This window comes from Luteimonas sp. 22616 (assembly GCF_052044325.1).
Lineage (GTDB): Bacteria > Pseudomonadota > Gammaproteobacteria > Xanthomonadales > Xanthomonadaceae > Luteimonas.
On sequence record NZ_JBQEMW010000001.1, the window covers coordinates 2,460,822 to 2,479,537 of the forward strand.

Sequence of the window (18,716 nt, forward strand, 5' to 3'; positions counted from 1 at the left end):
CACCCCCCCCCCCCCCCCCCCCCCCCCCCCCCCCCCCCCCCCCCCCCCCCGCTCCTACAAGTACTGGCAACGGCAAGAGCTCGCGGCTGAAGCCGCTCCTACAGGGCGCTCCTACGAGAACAACCGGGCACGATCCTCATCGCCGAGCGCGCGCCATTCACCTTCAGGTAAACCATCCAGTGCCAGCCCGCCAACCCGGCTGCGATGCAGCGCCTCGACGTGGTTGCCGAGCGCGGCGAACATGCGTCGCACCTGGTGGTAGCGGCCTTCATGCAGGGTCAGCCGCGCGCGCGTCGGCGACAGCAGCTCGAGTTCCGCCGGCAGCAGCGGGGTCTTTTCCGATTCGAGCATCAGTGTGCCACTGGCGAAGACGGTGGCGGCGTCGCCGCGCAGCGGCTGCGCGAGCGTGGCCTCGTAGACCTTCGGCAACTTCGATTTCGGCGAAATGATCCGGTGCAGCAGCGCGCCGTCGTCGGTCATCAGCAGCAGGCCGCTGGTGTCGCGGTCCAGGCGCCCGACCGTGGACAGCTGCGGCGAGCGGTGCGCGAAGCGCGGCGGCAGCAGGTCGTAAACCAGGCGGCCGCGGTCCTTGGTCGAACACGTGTATCCGACCGGCTTGTGCAGCATCAGCAGCAGGCCGGCGGGCGGGTCGAGCGGGTCGCCGTCGACGCGCACGTCGGCATGCGGCGGTTCGTCGTCGGCGTACAGCACCTCGCCCCGCGCGTCGGTGACGCGGCCCTCGCGGATCATGGCGGTGACGTCGCGGCGGCTGCCGTAGCCGAGGTTGGCGATGGTCCGCAGCAGCTTCATCGCGGCACGCGCACGCGCACGGGCCCGCGGCCGGCCTTCACCGCCTCGACCACCTTGAAGCCGTCGCGTTGCGCGACCAGCCGCGTACTGCCGAAGCTGGCATCGAGCACCGACTCGTACGGCAGGTGGCGATTGGCGACCAGCCACAGACGCCCGCCCGGCTTGAGCGCTTCGGCGGCCACGGCGATGAAACGGCGGCCGATGTCGGGACGCGCGGCGTTGCCCTGGGCGTGGAACGGCGGGTTGCTGACGATCACATCAAAGCGGTGCGACAGCCCGGCGGTCACGTCGTGCCAGTGGAATGCCAGCGCCGCGCGTTGCGCGAACGGCGCAAGGTTCACCCGCGCCAGTTCCAGCGCGCGCGCCTCGGCCTCGTACAGGTCAAGCGCGGTGATCCCGGGGCAGCGCTGCAGCAGCTCCACCGCCAGGTAGCCCCAGCCGGCGCCGAGGTCGGCGGCGTGGCCGGCCAGGTCGTCCGGCAGATGCTCGGCCAGCAGTGCGGACGCGGCATCGATGCGGTCCCAGGCGAACACGCCGGGACGACTGCTGAAACGGCCGCCGGCGATTGGCCGCGGCGCATCCAGCATGCGCCATTGCGCGGCCAGCGCCGCGTCTCCGCCGGCCGCGCCCGGCTGGGTCCAGAACACCCGGCACTTGTGCTTGGAGCGCGACACCAGCGGCCCGGCGATGCGCGCAAGGTCGGCCTCGTGCGATTTCGCGCCGGCATCGTTGGCGACACTCGCGACGACGACGCCACCGGGCTGCAGGCGCGCCAGCGCAGTGGCGAACAGCGCGCGGGCCTCGTCGCGCTGGCGCGGCGGCAGCACCAGCACCAGCGGGTACGTGGCATCGTCCGGGTCACGCACTTCGAAGCCGGAGCGCTGCAGCGCATCGGCATCGGGCCGGAAACCCTGTTCGCAGACCAGGCCCGGCAGCGCGCGTTCATGCAGCGGCCAGCCGTCGCGGGCGCGCAGGAACAGCGCCCCGCCCCCAGGCCAGGCCAGCGTGCCGTCGGCAAAGGGCAGCATCAGCGCCTGCAGGGCGGGATCGGCTTGCGTTGCAGTCATGGGGCGCGCAATCAGGCGGAAACAATGCGCGATTCTAGTGCCTGCCGCCTGCACCCACGACGCTGGCGGAATCCGAATGCCGGCTTCATCGACAACGAACGCGGTGGCCGGCACGATGGCTGCATCATCCCAAGACACCGGAGACAGCGATGCGCGCACTTTTCGTCGGCGGCACCGTGGACAACAGCGAGCTGGACATCGACGGCAACGAGCCGCCCCTGAACTATCCGCCCAGCACCGGCAGCGGGCAGTCGCGCTACCGGCTGCACCACGTCGGCAAGAAGGGCGATACCGCGGTCTACGCGGTGTATGGCGCGCCGGACCTGGCCGACGCCGAAGTCCGCCGCATCAGCGAAGAGCGCGACTATGCGCGCCGTTTCGGCGCCGCGAGCGTGGATACGGTGTCGTAGGACGACAAGCCGCAGGCCGTCAGGCCGGCCGCATGGCATCACCATGCCCGGCCCGCCGACGCAGCCACTCGAACGATCACGACAGGCCAAGGCATCCGGCCAGCGGCGCCGTCCATCGCACGCCCTGTACGCTAGCCGCCAGCTGAAGTAGCGATCGCGTGGTGTGTCCTCGAGACCCCTCGCGGCGCCCGGAATGACAATGCCGATTTGCCCGGGCCTTCCTCAGCCATCGATCCCGCGCAGGGTCACCGACGGCGGCGCGTCGACCACGCGGCGGGTGGCGAACAAGCCCGCCGCGAGCGCCGCCGCCATGCCCAGCGCGCCGCCGGCCGCAGCCATCGCCCAGTTGGGCTGCCACGGCAGGTCGAACACCTGCCGTGCCACCACGCCCGACAGCACCGAGGCCGCGATCGCCGCGACCAGTCCCGCCAGCAGCCCGATCGCCGCGAACTCCGAGGCCTGCGCCAATCTCAACTGGCGGCGGCTGCCGCCGAGCACGCGCATCACCCCGCCCTCCTGCAGGCGCTCGTCCTGGCTGGCGCCGACCGCCGCCAGCAGCACCAGCACCCCGGCGGCGAACGCGAACCAGAACACCACCTGCACCACGGTCGAGACCTGGTCGCCGATGCTGCGCACCTGCTTGAGCACCGCGTCGATGTCGATCACCGACAGGTTCGGGAAGCGCTGCACCAGCCCTGCGGTGAAGCGCGGCTTCGATGCCGGCACGCTGACCGCGGTGATGTAGCTGGCCGGATAGCCGTCGAGCGCGCCGGGCGAAGCGAGCACGAAGAAGTTCGGCCGGAAGCTTTCCCAGTCGATGCTGCGCAGGCTGGTGATGCGCCCGGCGAAGCGCTGGCCAGCGATGTCGAACGTGATGCGGTCGCCGAGCTCCCAGCCCAGCGACGCGGCGAATTTCTCCTCGACCGACAGTTCCGGCTGTGCGGGCGCGGTCTTGCCCCAGAACTTTCCGGCAGTGACCTTGTTGTCGTCGCGCAGCGTGTCGGCGAACGACAGGCTGAACTCGCGCTCGGCCCGACGCCGTGCCTGCCGCGCATCGCCACCGTCTGCCTCGACGCGTTCGGCGACGGTCTCGCCGCGCACCGGCGCACCATTGCGCTCAACCAGCCGCGCGCGAATCATCGGCACCAGCGTCGGCGCGGCGAGCCCTTGCGCGGCGATGAAGTCGCGCACCGGCTGCACCTGGTCGGACTGCACGTTGATGATGAATCGGTTGGGCGCGTCCTGCGCCAGCGACAGCTGCCAGCGGTCGAGCAGGTCGGTGCGCACGAAGGTCAGCAGCAGCAGCGCCATCAGCCCCAATCCCAGCGCGGTCACCTGCGCGATGGACGAACCGGCGCGGCGGCTCACGTTCGCCAGCCCGTAGCGCAGCGCCCCGCGCAGGCGCGAGCGCATCCGCCGCACCAGCACGATCATTGCCCACGCCAGCAGCGCCAGCACGCCGAACGTGGCGGCGATGCCCAGCAGCATCGCGCCGCCGAGCGTGGCCGACCCCGCCTTCCACCACACCAGCGCGGCCAGCCCGGCGAAGCCCGACAGCAGCACCGCCCACGCCGCGGGCTCGGCACGATCGAGGTCGCGCCGCAGCACGCGCAATGCCGACACCCGGCGCAGCGCGAGCACCGGCGGCGCGGCGAAGGCCAGCAGCACGATCATGCCCACCGCCAGGCCCTGCAACGCCGGCAACCAGCCGGCCGGCGGGATCGACAACCCCAGCGCCTGCGCCAGCCACGCACCCACCGCCCACTGCAGCGCGAACGCGATCGCCACGCCCAGCGCGGATGCGAACAGCCCCAGCAGCGCCATCTCGCCGACATGGATGCCCACCAGCGTGCGCTGGCTTGCCCCGAGGCAGCGCATCACCGCCGCGCCCGACAGGTGGCGCTCACCGTGGCGGCGCGCGGCCATCGCCACCGCCACCGCGGCCAGCACCACCGACACCAGTGCGGCCAGGCCGAGGAAGCGGCCGGCGCGGTCGAGCGCGGAGCGGATTTCCGGGCGCGCGTCGGCAATGGTTTCCAGCTGCTGGCCACGGCCGAGCGACGCCTTGGCGATGTTGGTGAAGCGCTCGACCGCCGCCGCGTCGCCGGCCACCACCAGTCGGTAGCGCACGCGGCTGCCTTCCTGCACCAGGCCGGTGGCCGGCAGGTCGGACAGGTTGAGGAAGACCTTGGGCGCGACGTTGAAGTAATCCATCGCCGCGTCGGGTTCCTGCACCACCAGCGCGGCAAGCGTCAGCCGCGACTGTCCGATCGACACCGCATCACCGAGGCGCGCGCCGAGCTGGTCGGCGCCGGCGCGGCTCATCCACAGCGTGCCGGGCACGGGAATGCCGCCGGCGTCGTATTCGCCGCGCGCATCGTCGACCACGAAGCGGCCGCGCAGCGGGAAGCCCTCGCCCAGCGCGCGCAGGTCGCCAAGGCGCAGGTTGGCGTCGGCGCCCTCGCCGACGCGGATCATGCTCTGGAACTCGACCGTTTCGGTGCGCGCCAGCCCCGGCACGGCCGCCGCTTCGCGCAGCACGCCGGAAATCGGCTGGTCGCCGCGCACCACCGCGTCGCCGCCGAGCAGGCGGTTCGCCTCGATCGCCAGCGCACGCTCGGCGCGGTCGGTGACGAAACCGATCGCGGTCACCGCGACCACCGCCAGCGTCAGCGCGGCGATCAGGATGCGGATGTCGCCCGAAGCGAGGTCGCGGCGCAGCTGCCGCCACGCCAGCCGCAGCAGCCTCACGCGTCCACCAGCCGGCCGCCGTCGAGACGCAGCATCCGGCTGCAGCGCGCGGCCAGGTGTTCGTCATGGGTCACCAGCACCAGCGTGGTGCCGGCATCGGCATTCATCGCGAACAGCAGCTCGATCACCGCGTCGCCGGTGTGGGTGTCGAGGTTGCCGGTGGGCTCGTCGGCGAACAGCAGCGACGGCCCGGTGACGAATGCGCGTGCCAGCGCAACGCGCTGCTGCTCGCCGCCGGACAGCTGCCGCGGGTAATGCGCCAGGCGTTCGGCCAGCCCGACCTTGGCCAGGGTCGCGCGCGCCGGGCCTTCGGCATCGGCATCGCCGCGCAGTTCCAGCGGCAGCATCACGTTCTCCAGCGCGGTCAATGAAGGCAGCAACTGGAAGCTCTGGAACACGAAGCCGACCTTGTCCGCACGCACCCTGGCGCGGCCGTCCTCGTCGAGCGTCGACATTGCCGCGCCGTCGAGCCGCACCTCGCCGCTGCTGGGCGTGTCGAGCCCCGCCATCAGCGACAGCAGCGTGCTCTTGCCCGAACCCGAAGCGCCGACGATCGCGACGCTGTCGCCGGCGGCGATGGTGAAGCCGATCCCGTCGAGGATGGTCAGCTCGCCCGATGGCAGCGGCACGCGCTTGCCGAGATCGGTGACATCGAGGGCGGTTCGGCTCTGCGTTGCGGGGGAGGCGGCGTCGGGCATGGAGGATCCGGATCGGGTTGGCGGGAAAGGGGAAACAGCCGCATCCATGCGCCTTCGGGCATTGTGCCCGGGGCGGCCTTGAACCGGCGGAGGCCGGCCGCCATCACTAACGGGGTGTGGGCGTTCCTGGTTCGCACCGGCTGTTGCCGAAGCGCGCCCAGCTTCTTGTCATCCCGAGCGCAGCGAGGGATCTTTCCCGAAGCGACAGGATCCCCTCGCTACGCTCGGGATGACGGCAGGAAGATGCCGTCACTCGTTACGCATTCATCGCCTGCCCTCCGGAGACGACAGATGAAGTTTTCTTATGCGGCGCCAAGGCGACCGTTTCAATGGGCCGTTGGCCTGTTCGCCCTGCTGTTGGCGCTGCCGGCGCTTGCACAGGAGCCGCCCAAGCCCGTTCCCGGCACACCGCCGACGATATTGGTCATGGGCGATTCGCTCGCCGCAGGCTACGGGCTGGCCGCCGACCAGGGCTGGGTGGCGCTCACCGCACGACGCATCGCCGAGCGCAAGCCCGGATGGCGGATCGTCAACGCCAGCATCAGCGGCGAGACCACGGCCGGCGGCTCGGCGCGCATCGTCGCCGAGGTGCTGCGGGTGAGGCCGGCGGTGGTGGTGATCGAACTGGGCGCCAACGACGGCCTGCGCGGCCTGCCGCTGCGCGCGATGCGCCACAATCTGGCACGCATGATCGGCGCGTCGCAGTACGTGGGCGCGGAGGTGCTGCTGGTCGGCATGCAGATCCCGCCCAACTACGGCGCCGACTACGCCAACGGCTTCGAACGCGCGTACCGCGACCTCGCCGCGCACTTCGATGTCACGCTGCTGCCATTCCTGCTCGAACCGGTCGCCGCCGACCGCGACAACTTCCAGGACGACAACCTGCATCCGGTCGCCGAAGCGCAGCCGGCGCTGCGCGACCATGTGTGGACGGCGCTGGCGCCGCTGCTCGATTAGATTCGCGCGCAGGCAGGAGCGGCTTGATCCGCGAGTTCTTGATCGCGATCTTCGAGGACCTGAAAGCTCGCGGCTTTCGCCGCTCCTACGAGAGCCGAGGGCTCAGGGGGCGGCTGTCGCGAGCTGCCGCAGCGCGCGTTCGAACACATCCACCGGCTGCCCGCCCTGCACCAGGTGGCGGTTGTTGAAGATGACCGAGGGCACCGCGGTGATGCCGCCGCCGGTGTAATGGCGTTCGCGCTCGCGCACCGCGTCGGCGTACTCATCCGAAGCAACGATCGCCCGCGCACGCGCGCCGTCGAGGCCGGCCGATTCGGCCAGCCGCGCCAGCGTGTCGTGGTCGGAGACGTTCTCGCCGTCGCTGAAGTAGGCGCGCAGCAGCGCGTGCTTGAGCGCTCGCTGCTTCTCCAGCCCTTCGAGTTCGGCCCAGTGCAGCAGGCGATGGGCGTCGAAGGTGTTCCAGACGTGGCGACGGCGGTCCATGTCGAACCTGAAGCCCAGTTCGGCGCCGCGGGCACGGATCGCCTCGCCGTTCTGCCGGGCCTGCGCCTCGCTCATGCCGTACTTGGCCGTGAGGTGGCCGATCGCGTCCTCGCCCTCGGCGGGCATCTTCGGGTTGAGTTCGAAGGGCTGGAAGTGCAGCTCGACCGGAATCTCGCCGACGCGCGCGATCGCCTGTTCCAGCGCCTGCAGGCCGATCGCGCACCACGGGCAGGACACGTCGGAGACGAAATCGATGCGGATCGGGGGAGTTGCGGCGTCGGTCATGGCGGAATCCTCGGGCGTAGGCTTCGGGAAATGCGTCTGAAGCGGGAGGAATCAAGCCATATCCGGATCCTAGGGTCGGCCCGTGCTGGGGCGAGCCCCGGGTTGTCGCGACTCCATACGGTCCGGTATCTGTTCGCCTGTCATCTTCATGCCAGGGGAATGCCATGAACTTCCGCGTCGACGTCCAGACCAGCGACCTGTCCGCCCGCTACGGCGAAATCGGCAAGCAGGAGCCTGCGCAGTCGGCAGCAGACGACCGTGGCACCGCCGTCGAGACCCAGGCGGCTGCGTCGCCGGCCCTTGATGACGCGGCACAGCGCCCGTTGCCATCGGCCGACAGCACGATCGCCCGCCAGCAGTTCACCCATCGCCTGCAGGCGGACATTCCCGCCGGCACGCAAAACCACGCGCAGACCGCCTCTGCCGGCCAGCCGCGGGTCGAAATCGCCAGTTCCGGCAGCACGACGCCGATGTTGTGGAATGACTACTCGGTCTTCGTCACCCATCACGCGGCGCTGCGCCACGGCTCGCTGGACGTCGCGCAGTCGCAACTGCACGGCGAAATTTCCACCCTGCTGATGCGCGCCGCGCCGGCACCGGCATCCGGGCTGCTGACGTTCTCGCCGGCTGGCCTGGGCACGCTGGCCACGCTCGCCGGCAACGCGGCCACGCTTCCGGCACCGCTGCTGGCCGGCGCCACCCGCTTCGTCAACACCGCGGCCGACGCGATCCAGCAGCAACATCGCCTCGCGCAGTCGCTGGACACGCTGCAGGCGATGTCCAGGCCGGAGCCGCCGCCGCTGACCGTGCAGGAGATGAAGGACCAGCTGTGGATGGAGCTGAAGATCCCGGACAAGGCCTTCAAGAAGATGAGCGAGGCCGAGGTCCGCGCCAAATACGACGAGCTGATGGGCGCGATGGCGGGCCCGGCCGGCACCCACAAGACCAAGGTCGGCAAGTACAAGGTCGAGTTCAGTGTCGACGGCAACGGCAACGTCACCGATTGCAAGGTCAAGAAGAAGGGCTTCTTCGGCAGCCTGTTCTCCGGCATCGGCAGCTTCTTCGGCAAGTTCGGCAAGACGCTGCTGGCGGTCTGCAGCTTCATCCCGATCCCGTGGATCGCGATCCCGGCGCGCATCATCAGCGGCGTGATCGCGGTGGTCGAAGGGGTCAAGAACAAGAACTTCCTGCAGGCCGTGATCGGCGTGGCAGGCGCGGTCGCCGGCGGCGCCGGTGCGATCGCCGGCAAGGCGGTGTCGGGTGTCGCCGCGGGCGTGGCCAAGGTCGCCGGCATGGTCGGCAAGGCCGCGCAGGGCGTGCAGGCCGGGGTGCAGGCGATCAAGTCCGGCAACGTGATGGGCGTGGTCTCCGCGGCCGCTTCACTGGTGGGTTCGACCGCCAGCGTCATCGGCGACGCCGCCGACGCGGTGGCCGATGTCGCCACCAAGGTCGGCCAGTGGTCGAATCGCGTGCTGGTCGGCGAGCAGGTCTACGTCAGCATCAAGAACGGCGAGTTCGTCAGCGCCGTGGACAAGGCCGCCGGCCTGGTCGCGGACGTGTCCGGCGACATCAAGGGTGGCGGCAAGGTCGCCGACATCGCGCGCCAGGTGCAGGCCAATGCCGGCCAGCTGGACCAGGTGGTGGACGTGGTCGACGACATCCGCCACGGCGACATCGCCGGCGCGCTGGCCGGCGGCGCGCGGGTCTACACCGCGCTCGACACCGCCTTCGGTACCGGTTCGGCCGAAGGGAAAACGCCGGACGTGGCCCGCTTCCTGCAGTACGCGGGCACGGCGGTGGAAGTCGGCACGCACGTTGCCCACGGCCAGTACCAGGCAGCGTTCGAACAGGCGTCCGCCCTGGCCGGTACCGTCGCCACGCAGGAATTCGACGGCAGCGGCTTCGACCCCAACACCGGCTGGCCGGCCACCGTGCAGCAGTGGCTCGACAACGGCGCGAAGGTGGTGGGCATCGTCGACGACATCCGCGCCGGCCGCATCGAGCAGGTGTTCGACGTCGCGCCGGGCGTGATCAACGACATCGCCTGGGACTTCGCCAACTCCGGCCTGGTGCGCGCGCCCGAAGCGGGTTCCACCCACGACGACTGGGAAATCGGGCGCCAGATCGAGACCTGGAGCCGCCGTGGCGAGAACGCCTGGGAGATCGTCGGCCAGGTCCGCGAGGGCGCGTATGCCGATGCCGCACGCCAGGCCGTGGTGCTGGGCGCGGACATCGCCGGCAATGCGGACGCCGGCTGGGCCAAGACGGCGCAACACGTCATCGATTACGCGGGCCAAGCGGTACAGGTCGGCCGCGACGTGGCCGGTGGCCGCATCGACACCGCGTTCGACGGCACCGCCGTGCTGGCCGCGCAGATCGCGTCCGAACTGGCCCCGCCGGATTCGAAGGCCGCGCGCGTGCTGCAGGACATCAGTGTGTGGAGCGGCCGCGGCGCCGACGCCTGGCGCATCAGCCGCGAAGTCGCCGCCGGCGACTACGAAAGCGCGGCGCTGGGTGGGCTGGAGCTCGGGATCGACCTCGGCGGCGGTATCGGTGCCGGCTGGGGCGACGACGCGCGGCTGCACGGCGGCCGCCTGATCGAATCCGGCTTCGACTTCGGCCGCGCGCTCGACGGCCGCGACGTGCTCCGGATCCTGTCCACCGCCGGCGAGTTCGGCGGCGCGCTGCGCGACGCGGTGCAGCGCCTGCAACAGGACGACGACGCGCTGCCGCGCGCGGCCTGATCCACGTTGCCCAGGGGCGGTGACCGCCCCTGGTAGCGCGCATGCGCCGACGCATCGCGTGACGGCCGCATGCATCCGTGACCCGGAACGCGCGGCGCGACTACGCCGCCGATGCAGGGAGCGGGCCAGCGGCTTCCGCGCCAGGCGGGCGTGGCGGCAGGCAAGGGAATTTCAGGCGTTCGGTTAAGATCGCGGCATTCCGCAACTCCATTGCGGGCTCGAATCCAGACCGCGATGAAACTGCAATTTCCGTTCATGCAACTGCCGATCCAGTTCGATGCCGACGCGCTCGCGAGCGAGGTGCTGGCGCTCGATGCATCGTGCTGGCGCGCCCGCATGGGGGGCGTTGCCGGGAACAGCGCCCTGCCGCTGATCACCACCGGCGGCGCGGTCGAGAGCGACGAGCTCGGCGGCGACATGCAGCCGACGCCGTGGCTGCAGCAATGCCCGTACATCATGCAGGTCATGGAAGCGCTCGGCGCGACCTGGGGACGCTCGCGGCTGATGCGCCTGTCGGGCCGCTCGCACCTGGCCGCGCACGTCGACACCAACTACTACTGGCAGGAGCGCATGCGCGTCCACGTGCCGATCGTCACCACGCCCGCGGTGCGGTTCCACTGCGGCGACGCCGACGTGAACATGGGCGCCGGCGAGTGCTGGATCTTCGACACCTGGCGGCGCCATGGCGTGGTCAACACCGGCGACGTCGACCGCATCCACCTGGTGATGGACACCGTGGGCGGCGAAGGCTTCTGGAAGCAGGTCGCCGAAGGCGCGCGGCCGGTGGGCGTTGCCGGATTGCCCGAGCAGCCGTGGCACCCGCGCTTCGTCGCCTACGATCGCAACGCCGCCAGGCCCGTGCTGGATTTCGAATCGACCAACGTCCCGGTGGTGATGACGCCGTGGGAAATCCGCGAGCACGTCTCCTTCCTGCTGCGCGAGGCCGTGCCGGACCCGCGGCTGGCATCGATCCAGCGCGCGCTGTCGACCTTCACCCGCCACTGGCAGGCCGCATGGGCCTGCCACGGCGAGGACCGCGCGGGATGGCCACGCTACCGCGCGCTGCTGCAGTCGCTGCAGGCCGAACTGATAGCACTGGGCGTCGGGCAGATCGGGCTGCGCAACGAAGCCGGCCTGCAGCACGCCCTGACCGCCTGCCTGTTCGAGGTTGCGCTGGCGGACGGCGCCAGCGGCCAGGACGAGGCACGTCGCGACCACCACGGCGCCCTGGCGCACGAAGACGCCACGCCGCGCAGCGCCGCCGTGGACGCCACCGGGGCCTCGTTCGACCGCCCGGTGTTCATCGTCAGCCCGCCGCGTTCGGGTTCGACCCTGCTGTTCGAAACCCTGGCGTCGGCGCCGGATGTGTTCACCATCGGCGACGAGAGCCACGGCCTGATCGAAGGCATCGCTGCGCTGGATCCCGCGCAGCGCGGCTTCGATTCCAACCGCCTGCTGGCCAGCGATGCCGACGCGGGCGTGGCCGCGCAGCTGCGGCAGCGCTTCCTGGCGGCACTGCGTGATCGCGACCGCCGCCCACCCACTGCTGCCGCGATCCGGATGCTGGAGAAAACGCCGAAGAACGCGCTGCGCATCCCGCTGCTGCGCGCGGTGTTCCCGGACGCGCACTTCATCTACCTGCACCGCGACCCGCGCCAGGTGCTGGGCAGCATGCTCGACGGCTGGCAGTCCGGCGGCTTCCGCATGTACTCCACGCTGCCCGGATGGCAGGGGCCGGTGTGGTCGTTCCTGCTGGTGCCCGGGTGGCGCGAGCTGTCGGGGAAACCGCTTGAGGACATCGTCGCCGCGCAGTGGGCGCGAACCAGCCAGGTGCTGCTCGATGACCTGGACGCGCTTCCGGCCGAGTGTTGGACCGGCGTGGATTACGACCGCTTCGTACGCGACCCGCAGGGCGAAACCACCCGCCTGTGCCAGTGGGCCGGATTCGGCTGGGACCGCACCCTCGGCGAAACGCTGCCTCTGTCGCGCTATACCCTGACGCCGCCGGACGCCAATAAATGGCGCCGCCACGCCGCGCTTATCGAACCCCGGCTTGCCGCACTGCAATCGCTGGCCGAACGCGCGCGCGCCGCGTCGCAGCACTAACGCCAGAGCCCACGCTGGCACGCCGCGCCATGTGCCCGCAAGGCGCGGGCAACTCCGTTATGTACAAGTACAGCGCGACAGGAAGAAGATCGATTCCCGCCATCGCAGGAGGCGCTCCATGAAAGCCACCACATCGATCGCCTGGCTGTTGGCCGGCCTGCTGGCCGCCGGCGCTGCCGCGGCGAAACCGTCCAACGTCACCGATCCCGACGCACCGCGCAGCCTGCCTGCCGATGGCCCGGTCGACGTGCAATGGACGGACCCGGCACAGTTTTCCGAGATCCTCCACAGCGGCAATCGCTGGGAGGCGCGCCGCGGCAACTGGGTGCAGGACCTGGCGCAATACCTGCGCAAGCGCGCAAGCACCCGCCTGCCTGCGGGCGCACGGCTCGAGGTCACCATCACCGACGTCGAGCGTGCCGGCGATTTCGAGCCGTGGCACGGCGCCCGGACCGATTCGATCCGCTACATGCGCGACATCTATCCGCCCCGCATCGCGCTGGACTTCAAGCTCGTCGGCGCCGACGGCAGCGTGCTTGCGCAAGGCTCGCGCAAGCTCTCCGACCTGGGTTACCTGCAGCGCGCCACGCGTCCAACCGACACCGACCCGCTGCGCTACGAGAAGCAGCTGATCGACGACTGGCTGCGCGAGGAATTCGGCAAGCCTGCGGCGTGACCGGGCCGCGGTCGCGCAGCGCGCGCAATGCTATGCGGCGAGCGCGCGCAACGCGGTTTCGATAGAGTGTCGCGACCCCTTTCTCCGCCAGGGCGATGACCAGCGGTCCCGACCCCGTCTCTTCCCACGTGCCCGCGCACGCGCATTCGACGATCTACCGGCTGGCGCTGGGCAGCATCGGCATCGGCGTGCTGGTGCTGGGGCTCAAGTTCCTGGCCTGGAAACTGACCGGCAGCGTGGCGCTGTATTCGGACGCGCTGGAAAGCATCATCAACGTCGCCACCGCGATCGCCGCGTTCATCGCGGTCCGGGTCAGCGCGATGCCGGCCGACGACAACCATCCCTACGGCCATACCAAGGCCGAATATTTCTCCGCGGTGCTCGAGGGCGTGCTGATCATCCTCGCTGCGCTGGCGATCCTGCGCGAGGCATGGCGGGGCTTCATCGTGCCCGAACCGATCGATGCGCCGATGCTGGGCCTGGCGATCAGCGGCGCGGCGACCCTGCTCAACCTGGCCTGGGGCACGCTGCTGATCCGCCGCGGCAAGCGGCTGCGCTCGCCGGCGCTGGTGGCTGACGGCAAGCACCTGATGACCGACGTGTGGACATCGGCGGGCGTGATCGTGGGCGTCGCCCTGGTCGCGCTGACCGGCTGGACCCGGCTCGACCCGGCGATCGCCGCGCTGGTCGCGCTCAACATCCTGTGGGCCGGCTGGAAGATCATGCACGACAGCGTCGCCGGGCTGATGGACGCCGCGCTGCCGCCGGAGGACGTCGCCCGCATCGAGGCGATCATCGCCGCCACCCGCGGCCCCACCAACGACGTCCACGAGCTGCGCACGCGCCACGCCGGGCGCCTGACCTTCATCGACTTCAGCCTGCGCGTGCCCGGCACGATGAGCGTCGACGCTTCGCACGCGGTGTGCGACGACCTCGAGGACGCGCTGCGGCGCGAGTTCCCGGAATCGTCGATCACCATCCACGTCGAGCCGCGCGGGCACGTGCATTGAACACCGTGCCTCGCATCGCCAGCGGCCTCGAATCGCGCCCGCGATGACGGTCTACGTCGACGACGCGGTCACCCTCTGGCGCGGCCACCGCTGGGCGCACCTGATGGCCGACACGCTGGACGAGCTGCACGACTTCGCCGCGCAGCTGGGCATCCCGCGGCGCGCGTTCCAGGACAAGACCAGCGGCGCGCATTACGACGTCACCGCGCAGCTGCGAGAACAAGCAATCGCACTGGGCGCGATGGCGATCTCGCGCCACGACGACCGCGCGCTGATGCGGCGGGTGATCGCCAACGCGCGTGCGCAGGGCCGCCGCGAGACCCCCTGATCGCGGGAGATCCGGACGCATCCGGAACAGGCCGCTCCCACAGGGCACCCGCTCCCAAAAGACCGGTCAGACGCAGCGGAAGATCGGATCGACGTGGCCGTCGACGTAATGCAGTTCGCTTCCATAGCCGCTGCTGTTGCCATAGCCGATGCCGAAATCGCGCTGGCGATGCAGGTGACGCGGCGGCTCGGCAGCCAGTTCCGCGACCGGCATGGGCGGCGATCCGGGGTCGGCCCGGCCGTCCTTGGGGACGGACTCATTCGAGGGGAAACGGCGCGCGTTCATGGCTAAAACTCCATGGGGGAAGGAGCGTCGCCAGCATGCGCCAACAGCCTCCAGCCGGCGCGTGCCAAGCGTCATATCACCATCGTCATGGGTGCGTTCGGTACGACTTCAACGCCATCCTGAATGCACACCAGGCCGCCCCGATACCGGCGCCAACAGTGCCACTGTTCATCCTCATTGCGGCGCGGCGACAGCCAGCGACACGGCCTGTTCGATCCGGCAGGACCGGGCGCCACGCGCATACGGAACCGGAACCGGCGACATCCGCGACGGCGGCATGGATCCGATGTCGCTGGACGTGATGCCCAAGGACAGCCCGCGGCGCAATCCACGAAAGCATGGCGATGGACAATGGAAACAGGCATCAACGACGCCACGCGCTTCCCGCGCGATTCGATGTGCTTCGTTTCGCCACGCAAGGATGCAACGACCGCGATTGCCGATACGCCGGAACCGGCGTTCCCCAAAACACCACCGTTCGTCCGCCGATCGAAAAAGATGTCGAGAAACGCTTGCATTGCATTCACTGCGCGCGTAACGTGCGCGCCCACTCGCCGATACCGGCGCACGAACACCACGACGTACCTTCGATGAACCTCTTCCCGCACATCGCCATAACGCCACGCACACCGCGCGATTACCGCGTTGCGGACCTGTGCGCGCTGCCTGTCGCGAACGCACGGCTGGAAGGCTTCCCGATACTCGACTGATCTTCATCCCGGAGATCGGTCACCCCGATCTCCGAGGAACGCGAACGCCCTCGGATCCACGTCCGGGGGCGTTTTGTTTTGTGCGTTCGCAAATGGAGAACCACGAGTATCGCGTGACCGATTCGCATCCCAGGCATCCGGGCATGGACCGCCCGTGGAAGGGATTCCCGCTGTGAGGCGCGCAAGCGCTGTGCCCGGATGCCGGGCACGGGCGGCGGGCGGCGGGCGGCGAGACATATCGGATCCGGTCACGCAAACGGATTGGCGCTTCGAAACAGGCGCCAATGCGGAACATCGATCGAACGGCTTCCAGCGGTACGGGCTCGCATGCCCGTCCGGTGCGCGCGGCGTTGCCGTGGCGTATGCCCGAGGCCGGGAGAAGGTGTTCCACGATGACGGTAGCTCAGAGGCAGAGCAACGACCTCGATGTCGTGTGTCGCCGGTTCGAATCCGGCACGTCAGCCACTGGATAGCTCAGTCGGGTAGAGCATCGGTCCAATAAACCGAGAGTCGCGGGTTCGAGTCCCGCTCCAAGAAACATGACCTGTAACGTCATGACACGGGGCGAAAGTCCCACACCAGGAAACGCCCCGCGCGGCGTTCCGCCAGGTGATGTGCTCAGGTGCATCGCGCAACGGGATCCGCAGCGGTGGCGTCGCCGGGCCCTCGTCCTCGAAGCGTGCCGGCCGGGCCCATGCCATGCGATCGCAGTGCACCGCGATCGCAACGGAAAGGGCCGGCCTCCATGCGGACAGCGCGATCGCTCCGCGGCGTCGACGCCAGGGGCGTTTCCACTTTTTCCTTTCCCTTCGTCAACGGAGGGGATGCAGGCGCGCGAACCGACCCGGCGCGCCTGCCCATCCATCGAGGGTCGGATCACCAGAGCCAACCAAGGAGAACTCCCATGTTCTGGACCAAGAGGGTCGTGATCGGTGACGGCGAGCGCGGCCTGGTGTATCGCAACCGTCAGTTCGAGCGCGTGCTCGACGCAGGCGTCTATCGCATCTTCGACCCGCTGAAGCGTGTCGAGGTGCGCAGCTTCAACATCGCATCGCCGGAATACGCCGGCCACGATGTCGACGCGCTGGTCGCGTGCCTGGGCGATGCCCTGGGTGACACTTTCGTGCATGTCGACCTCGGCGCCGACGAAGTCGGCCTGGTGCTGAAGAACGGCAAGCTCGAGGACGTGCTCGCGCCGGGTTCGCGCAAGCTGTACTGGCGCGGCCTGGTCCGCGTCGAGGTGCAGCGCGTGTCGCTGGCCGAGGGTCTCGAAGTGCCCGAGGCCGCGGCCAACCGCCTGCGCCAGCTCGGCCTGTTGTCCAGGGTCGCGGTGGCGGTGGAGGTGCCGGTGGAGTCGGCCGGCCTGGTGTTCATCGACGGCAAGCTGGCGCGCACGCTGGCGCCGGGCGCCTACGCCTTCTGGAACTTCCGGAAGAACGTGGCCGCCGAGGTGATCGAGCTGCGCGTGCAGTCGGTCGAGGTGTCGGGCCAGGAGCTGTTGACCCGCGACAAGGTCAGCCTGCGCGTCAACCTGGCCGCCAGCATGCGCGTGACCGACCCGGTCGCCGCACGCACCAGGGTGGCCAAGTTCGGCGACCACCTCTACCGCGAACTGCAGTACGGCTTGCGCAAGGCGGTTTCCGCCAAGACGCTGGACGAGCTGCTCGGCGACAAGGCTTCGCTCGACGCCGACATCTTCGGCTACGTGCGCGGCAAGGTCGGCGGGTTCGGCGTCGAGGTCCTCGGCGTCGGTGTCAAGGACGTGATCCTGCCGGGCGAGATGAAGGAGATCCTCAACAGCGTCGTGCAGGCGGAGAAGGCGGCCCAGGCCAACGTCATCCGTCGTCGCGAGGAGGCGAACGCCACGCGTTCGCTGCTCAACACCGCGAAGCTGGTCGAGGAGAGCCCGACGCTCATGCGCCTGAAGGAGCTGGAGGCGCTGGAGAAGGTCACCGAGAAGATCGACAAGCTCACCGTGTTCGGCGGCCTGGATGGCGTGCTGAAGCAGCTGGTGACGATCAAGTAGCACCCCGCGCCGCGGACGGAACCGCGGCACGGGCCTTTCGATGGAATGAAGAGATGAACATGCAAACCATGCAATATGAATTTCTGCACGCCGAAGACGGCACCACGCCGATCAAGGGCTGGGTGCGCGGCGTGCCGCTGGAGGAACAGGCCCACGCGCAGCTGCGCAACATCGCCGCGATCCCGTTCGTCGGGCCATGGGTGGCTGTGATGCCGGACGTGCACCTGGGCAAGGGCGCGACCGTGGGCTCGGTGATCCCGACCCGTGGCGCGATCATTCCGGCCGCGGTCGGCGTCGACATCGGCTGCGGCATGGCCGCGGTGCGGACCACGCTGCGCGCCAATGACCTGCCGGACAACCTGGCGCAGCTGCGTGCGTCGATCGAACGCGGCGTGCCGGTCGGCAATGGCCGTGGCGGCGAACACCACAGGCTGCCGGACAGCATCGAGACGCGCATCGCGCAATCGGGGCTGGTCGCGCGGCTTGAGGCGATCAAGGCCAGGCATCGCCGGATCCGCACCGACAAGCTCGACCGCCAGGTCGGGACGCTCGGCGGTGGCAACCACTTCATCGAGGTCTGCCTCGACGAGGCCGATGCGGTGTGGGTGATGCTGCACAGCGGATCGCGCGGCACCGGCAACCTGATCGGCACCTACTTCATCGAGCGGGCGCGCGAGGAGCTGGCCCATCGCGTACTGGGCTTCCACCTGCCCGACAAGGACCTCGCGTTCTTCATGGAAGGCGAGCCGCTGTTCGATGACTACGTGGAAGCGGTGTCCTGGGCGCAGGACTATGCCCGCGAGAACCGCGAGGCGATGATGGCGCGGGTGCTGGCGGAGATGCGCCACCGGTTGCCGAAGTTCCAGCTCGAGAAGATGGCGGTCAACTGCCACCACAACTACGTGCAGCGCGAGACGCATGGCGGCGAATCGCTGCTGGTCACCCGCAAGGGCGCGGTCAGCGCCCGCGCGGGCGAGCTTGGCATCATCCCGGGCAGCATGGGCACGCGCAGCTACATCGTGCGTGGCAAGGGCAACACGGACAGTTTCCACAGCTGCAGCCACGGCGCCGGCCGGGTCATGAGCCGCAGTGCGGCGCGCCAGCAGATCACGCTGGCGCAGCACCGGGAAGCGACCGCGCACGTCGAATGCCGCAGGGACGCGGCGGTGATCGACGAGTCCCCGGCCGCCTACAAGTCGATCGACGCGGTGATGGCGGCGCAGGCGGACCTGGTGGAGATCGTCCACACGCTGCGCCAGGTGGTGTGTATCAAGGGTTGATGCACTTCCACGATCGGCCGCCCCTCCGGGGGCGGCCATTTTGTTGCCGCAAGGTTTATCCTCCCGGCTTTGCGGCGCGGCCGCCGCACG

At 69.7% G+C, this 18,716-nt stretch carries 16 protein-coding genes and 2 tRNA genes; 12 read left to right on the top strand and 6 right to left on the bottom strand.

Annotated features, from left to right (window positions below; genetic code table 11):
• Positions 1-111: 111 nt before the first annotated feature.
• Together ACTJIL_RS11315 and ACTJIL_RS11320 are read right to left on the bottom strand one after the other, a co-directional pair.
• The gene (locus ACTJIL_RS11315; RefSeq protein ID WP_440755605.1) at positions 112-810 is read right to left on the bottom strand and encodes a pseudouridine synthase; all 699 of its coding nucleotides are present in this window, start codon (positions 808-810) and stop codon (positions 112-114) included.
• Positions 807-1,877: a class I SAM-dependent methyltransferase gene (locus tag ACTJIL_RS11320; protein ID WP_440755606.1), complete on the bottom strand. Its 1,071-nt coding sequence runs from the start codon at positions 1,875-1,877 to the stop codon at positions 807-809. Before ACTJIL_RS11320 ends, ACTJIL_RS11315 begins: the two co-directional genes overlap by 4 nt.
• Positions 1,878-2,026: 149 nt before the next feature.
• On the opposite strand from ACTJIL_RS11320, the gene ACTJIL_RS11325 reads away from it, so the two are divergent.
• A complete protein-coding gene (locus ACTJIL_RS11325; RefSeq protein ID WP_440755607.1) occupies positions 2,027-2,287 on the top strand; it encodes a hypothetical protein in 261 nt (86 codons plus the stop codon).
• A 222-nt stretch (positions 2,288-2,509) separates the two neighbouring features.
• On the opposite strand, the gene ACTJIL_RS11330 is transcribed toward ACTJIL_RS11325, so the two are convergent.
• Entirely contained in the window at positions 2,510-5,038 is a 2,529-nt protein-coding gene (locus tag ACTJIL_RS11330; protein ID WP_440755608.1) for an ABC transporter permease, read from the bottom strand.
• Positions 5,035-5,736, bottom strand: a complete 702-nt coding sequence (locus tag ACTJIL_RS11335) for an ABC transporter ATP-binding protein (protein ID WP_440755609.1) — start codon at positions 5,734-5,736, stop codon at positions 5,035-5,037. Before ACTJIL_RS11335 ends, ACTJIL_RS11330 begins: the two co-directional genes overlap by 4 nt.
• 291 nt (positions 5,737-6,027) lie before the next feature.
• Here ACTJIL_RS11335 and ACTJIL_RS11340 point away from each other — a divergent pair, with 291 nt between their 5' ends.
• The gene (locus tag ACTJIL_RS11340) at positions 6,028-6,693 is read left to right on the top strand and encodes an arylesterase (protein WP_440755610.1); all 666 of its coding nucleotides are present in this window, start codon (positions 6,028-6,030) and stop codon (positions 6,691-6,693) included.
• Positions 6,694-6,795: 102 nt separating this feature from the next.
• Here ACTJIL_RS11340 and ACTJIL_RS11345 read toward each other — a convergent pair whose 3' ends face one another.
• Positions 6,796-7,461 (bottom strand): DsbA family oxidoreductase, encoded by a 666-nt coding sequence (locus ACTJIL_RS11345; protein WP_440755611.1) that lies wholly within the window; start codon positions 7,459-7,461, stop codon positions 6,796-6,798.
• Positions 7,462-7,625: 164 nt separating this feature from the next.
• On the opposite strand from ACTJIL_RS11345, the gene ACTJIL_RS11350 reads away from it, so the two are divergent.
• The 5 genes from ACTJIL_RS11350 to ACTJIL_RS11370 all read left to right on the top strand — a co-directional run bounded on the left by ACTJIL_RS11350 (position 7,626) and on the right by ACTJIL_RS11370 (position 14,325).
• Complete coding sequence (locus ACTJIL_RS11350) at positions 7,626-10,205, top strand: hypothetical protein (RefSeq protein ID WP_440755612.1); 2,580 nt, start codon at positions 7,626-7,628, stop codon at positions 10,203-10,205.
• Between the two features lie 234 nt (positions 10,206-10,439).
• On the top strand, positions 10,440-12,311 hold the full coding sequence (locus ACTJIL_RS11355) for a sulfotransferase (RefSeq protein WP_440755613.1): 1,872 nt from the start codon (positions 10,440-10,442) through the stop codon (positions 12,309-12,311).
• A gap of 118 nt (positions 12,312-12,429) precedes the next feature.
• On the top strand, positions 12,430-12,987 hold the full coding sequence (locus tag ACTJIL_RS11360; protein ID WP_440755614.1) for a DUF3016 domain-containing protein: 558 nt from the start codon (positions 12,430-12,432) through the stop codon (positions 12,985-12,987).
• 95 nt (positions 12,988-13,082) lie between these two features.
• Positions 13,083-13,997 (top strand): cation diffusion facilitator family transporter, encoded by a 915-nt coding sequence (locus ACTJIL_RS11365; RefSeq protein ID WP_440755615.1) that lies wholly within the window; start codon positions 13,083-13,085, stop codon positions 13,995-13,997.
• A gap of 43 nt (positions 13,998-14,040) precedes the next feature.
• The gene (locus tag ACTJIL_RS11370; RefSeq protein ID WP_440755616.1) at positions 14,041-14,325 is read left to right on the top strand and encodes a DUF4031 domain-containing protein; all 285 of its coding nucleotides are present in this window, start codon (positions 14,041-14,043) and stop codon (positions 14,323-14,325) included.
• 66 nt (positions 14,326-14,391) lie between these two features.
• Here ACTJIL_RS11370 and ACTJIL_RS11375 read toward each other — a convergent pair whose 3' ends face one another.
• A complete protein-coding gene (locus ACTJIL_RS11375) occupies positions 14,392-14,610 on the bottom strand; it encodes a hypothetical protein (RefSeq protein ID WP_440755617.1) in 219 nt (72 codons plus the stop codon).
• A 338-nt stretch (positions 14,611-14,948) separates the two neighbouring features.
• Between ACTJIL_RS11375 and ACTJIL_RS11380 the strand changes: the two genes are divergently transcribed.
• From ACTJIL_RS11380 to ACTJIL_RS11400, 5 genes are all read left to right on the top strand, one after another.
• Entirely contained in the window at positions 14,949-15,320 is a 372-nt protein-coding gene (locus tag ACTJIL_RS11380) for a hypothetical protein (protein WP_440755618.1), read from the top strand.
• A 393-nt stretch (positions 15,321-15,713) separates the two neighbouring features.
• Positions 15,714-15,785, top strand: a tRNA-OTHER gene (locus tag ACTJIL_RS11385).
• 1 nt (position 15,786) lies between these two features.
• A tRNA-Ile gene (locus tag ACTJIL_RS11390) sits at positions 15,787-15,854 on the top strand.
• A 370-nt stretch (positions 15,855-16,224) separates the two neighbouring features.
• Positions 16,225-17,346 (top strand): slipin family protein, encoded by a 1,122-nt coding sequence (locus ACTJIL_RS11395; RefSeq protein WP_440755619.1) that lies wholly within the window; start codon positions 16,225-16,227, stop codon positions 17,344-17,346.
• Positions 17,347-17,405: 59 nt separating this feature from the next.
• Positions 17,406-18,626, top strand: a complete 1,221-nt coding sequence (locus tag ACTJIL_RS11400; RefSeq protein WP_440755910.1) for an RtcB family protein — start codon at positions 17,406-17,408, stop codon at positions 18,624-18,626.
• Positions 18,627-18,716 lie beyond the last annotated feature (90 nt).

What these genes read in the sequence shown, in the direction of transcription:
- ACTJIL_RS11345 (WP_440755611.1), bottom strand. Translation starts at nt 7,461, where the DNA reads ATGACCGACGCCGCAACTCCCCCGATCCGCATCGATTTCGTCTCCGAC.
- ACTJIL_RS11375 (WP_440755617.1), bottom strand. Translation starts at nt 14,610, where the DNA reads ATGAACGCGCGCCGTTTCCCCTCGAATGAGTCCGTCCCCAAGGACGGC.
- ACTJIL_RS11325 (WP_440755607.1), top strand. Translation starts at nt 2,027, where the DNA reads ATGCGCGCACTTTTCGTCGGCGGCACCGTGGACAACAGCGAGCTGGAC.
- ACTJIL_RS11400 (WP_440755910.1), top strand. Translation starts at nt 17,406, where the DNA reads ATGCAAACCATGCAATATGAATTTCTGCACGCCGAAGACGGCACCACG.
- ACTJIL_RS11380 (WP_440755618.1), top strand. Translation starts at nt 14,949, where the DNA reads ATGGCGATGGACAATGGAAACAGGCATCAACGACGCCACGCGCTTCCC.
- ACTJIL_RS11340 (WP_440755610.1), top strand. Translation starts at nt 6,028, where the DNA reads ATGAAGTTTTCTTATGCGGCGCCAAGGCGACCGTTTCAATGGGCCGTT.
- ACTJIL_RS11370 (WP_440755616.1), top strand. Translation starts at nt 14,041, where the DNA reads ATGACGGTCTACGTCGACGACGCGGTCACCCTCTGGCGCGGCCACCGC.
- ACTJIL_RS11365 (WP_440755615.1), top strand. Translation starts at nt 13,083, where the DNA reads ATGACCAGCGGTCCCGACCCCGTCTCTTCCCACGTGCCCGCGCACGCG.
- ACTJIL_RS11335 (WP_440755609.1), bottom strand. Translation starts at nt 5,736, where the DNA reads ATGCCCGACGCCGCCTCCCCCGCAACGCAGAGCCGAACCGCCCTCGAT.
- ACTJIL_RS11350 (WP_440755612.1), top strand. Translation starts at nt 7,626, where the DNA reads ATGAACTTCCGCGTCGACGTCCAGACCAGCGACCTGTCCGCCCGCTAC.
- ACTJIL_RS11355 (WP_440755613.1), top strand. Translation starts at nt 10,440, where the DNA reads ATGAAACTGCAATTTCCGTTCATGCAACTGCCGATCCAGTTCGATGCC.
- ACTJIL_RS11395 (WP_440755619.1), top strand. Translation starts at nt 16,225, where the DNA reads ATGTTCTGGACCAAGAGGGTCGTGATCGGTGACGGCGAGCGCGGCCTG.
- ACTJIL_RS11320 (WP_440755606.1), bottom strand. Translation starts at nt 1,877, where the DNA reads ATGACTGCAACGCAAGCCGATCCCGCCCTGCAGGCGCTGATGCTGCCC.
- ACTJIL_RS11360 (WP_440755614.1), top strand. Translation starts at nt 12,430, where the DNA reads ATGAAAGCCACCACATCGATCGCCTGGCTGTTGGCCGGCCTGCTGGCC.
- ACTJIL_RS11315 (WP_440755605.1), bottom strand. Translation starts at nt 810, where the DNA reads ATGAAGCTGCTGCGGACCATCGCCAACCTCGGCTACGGCAGCCGCCGC.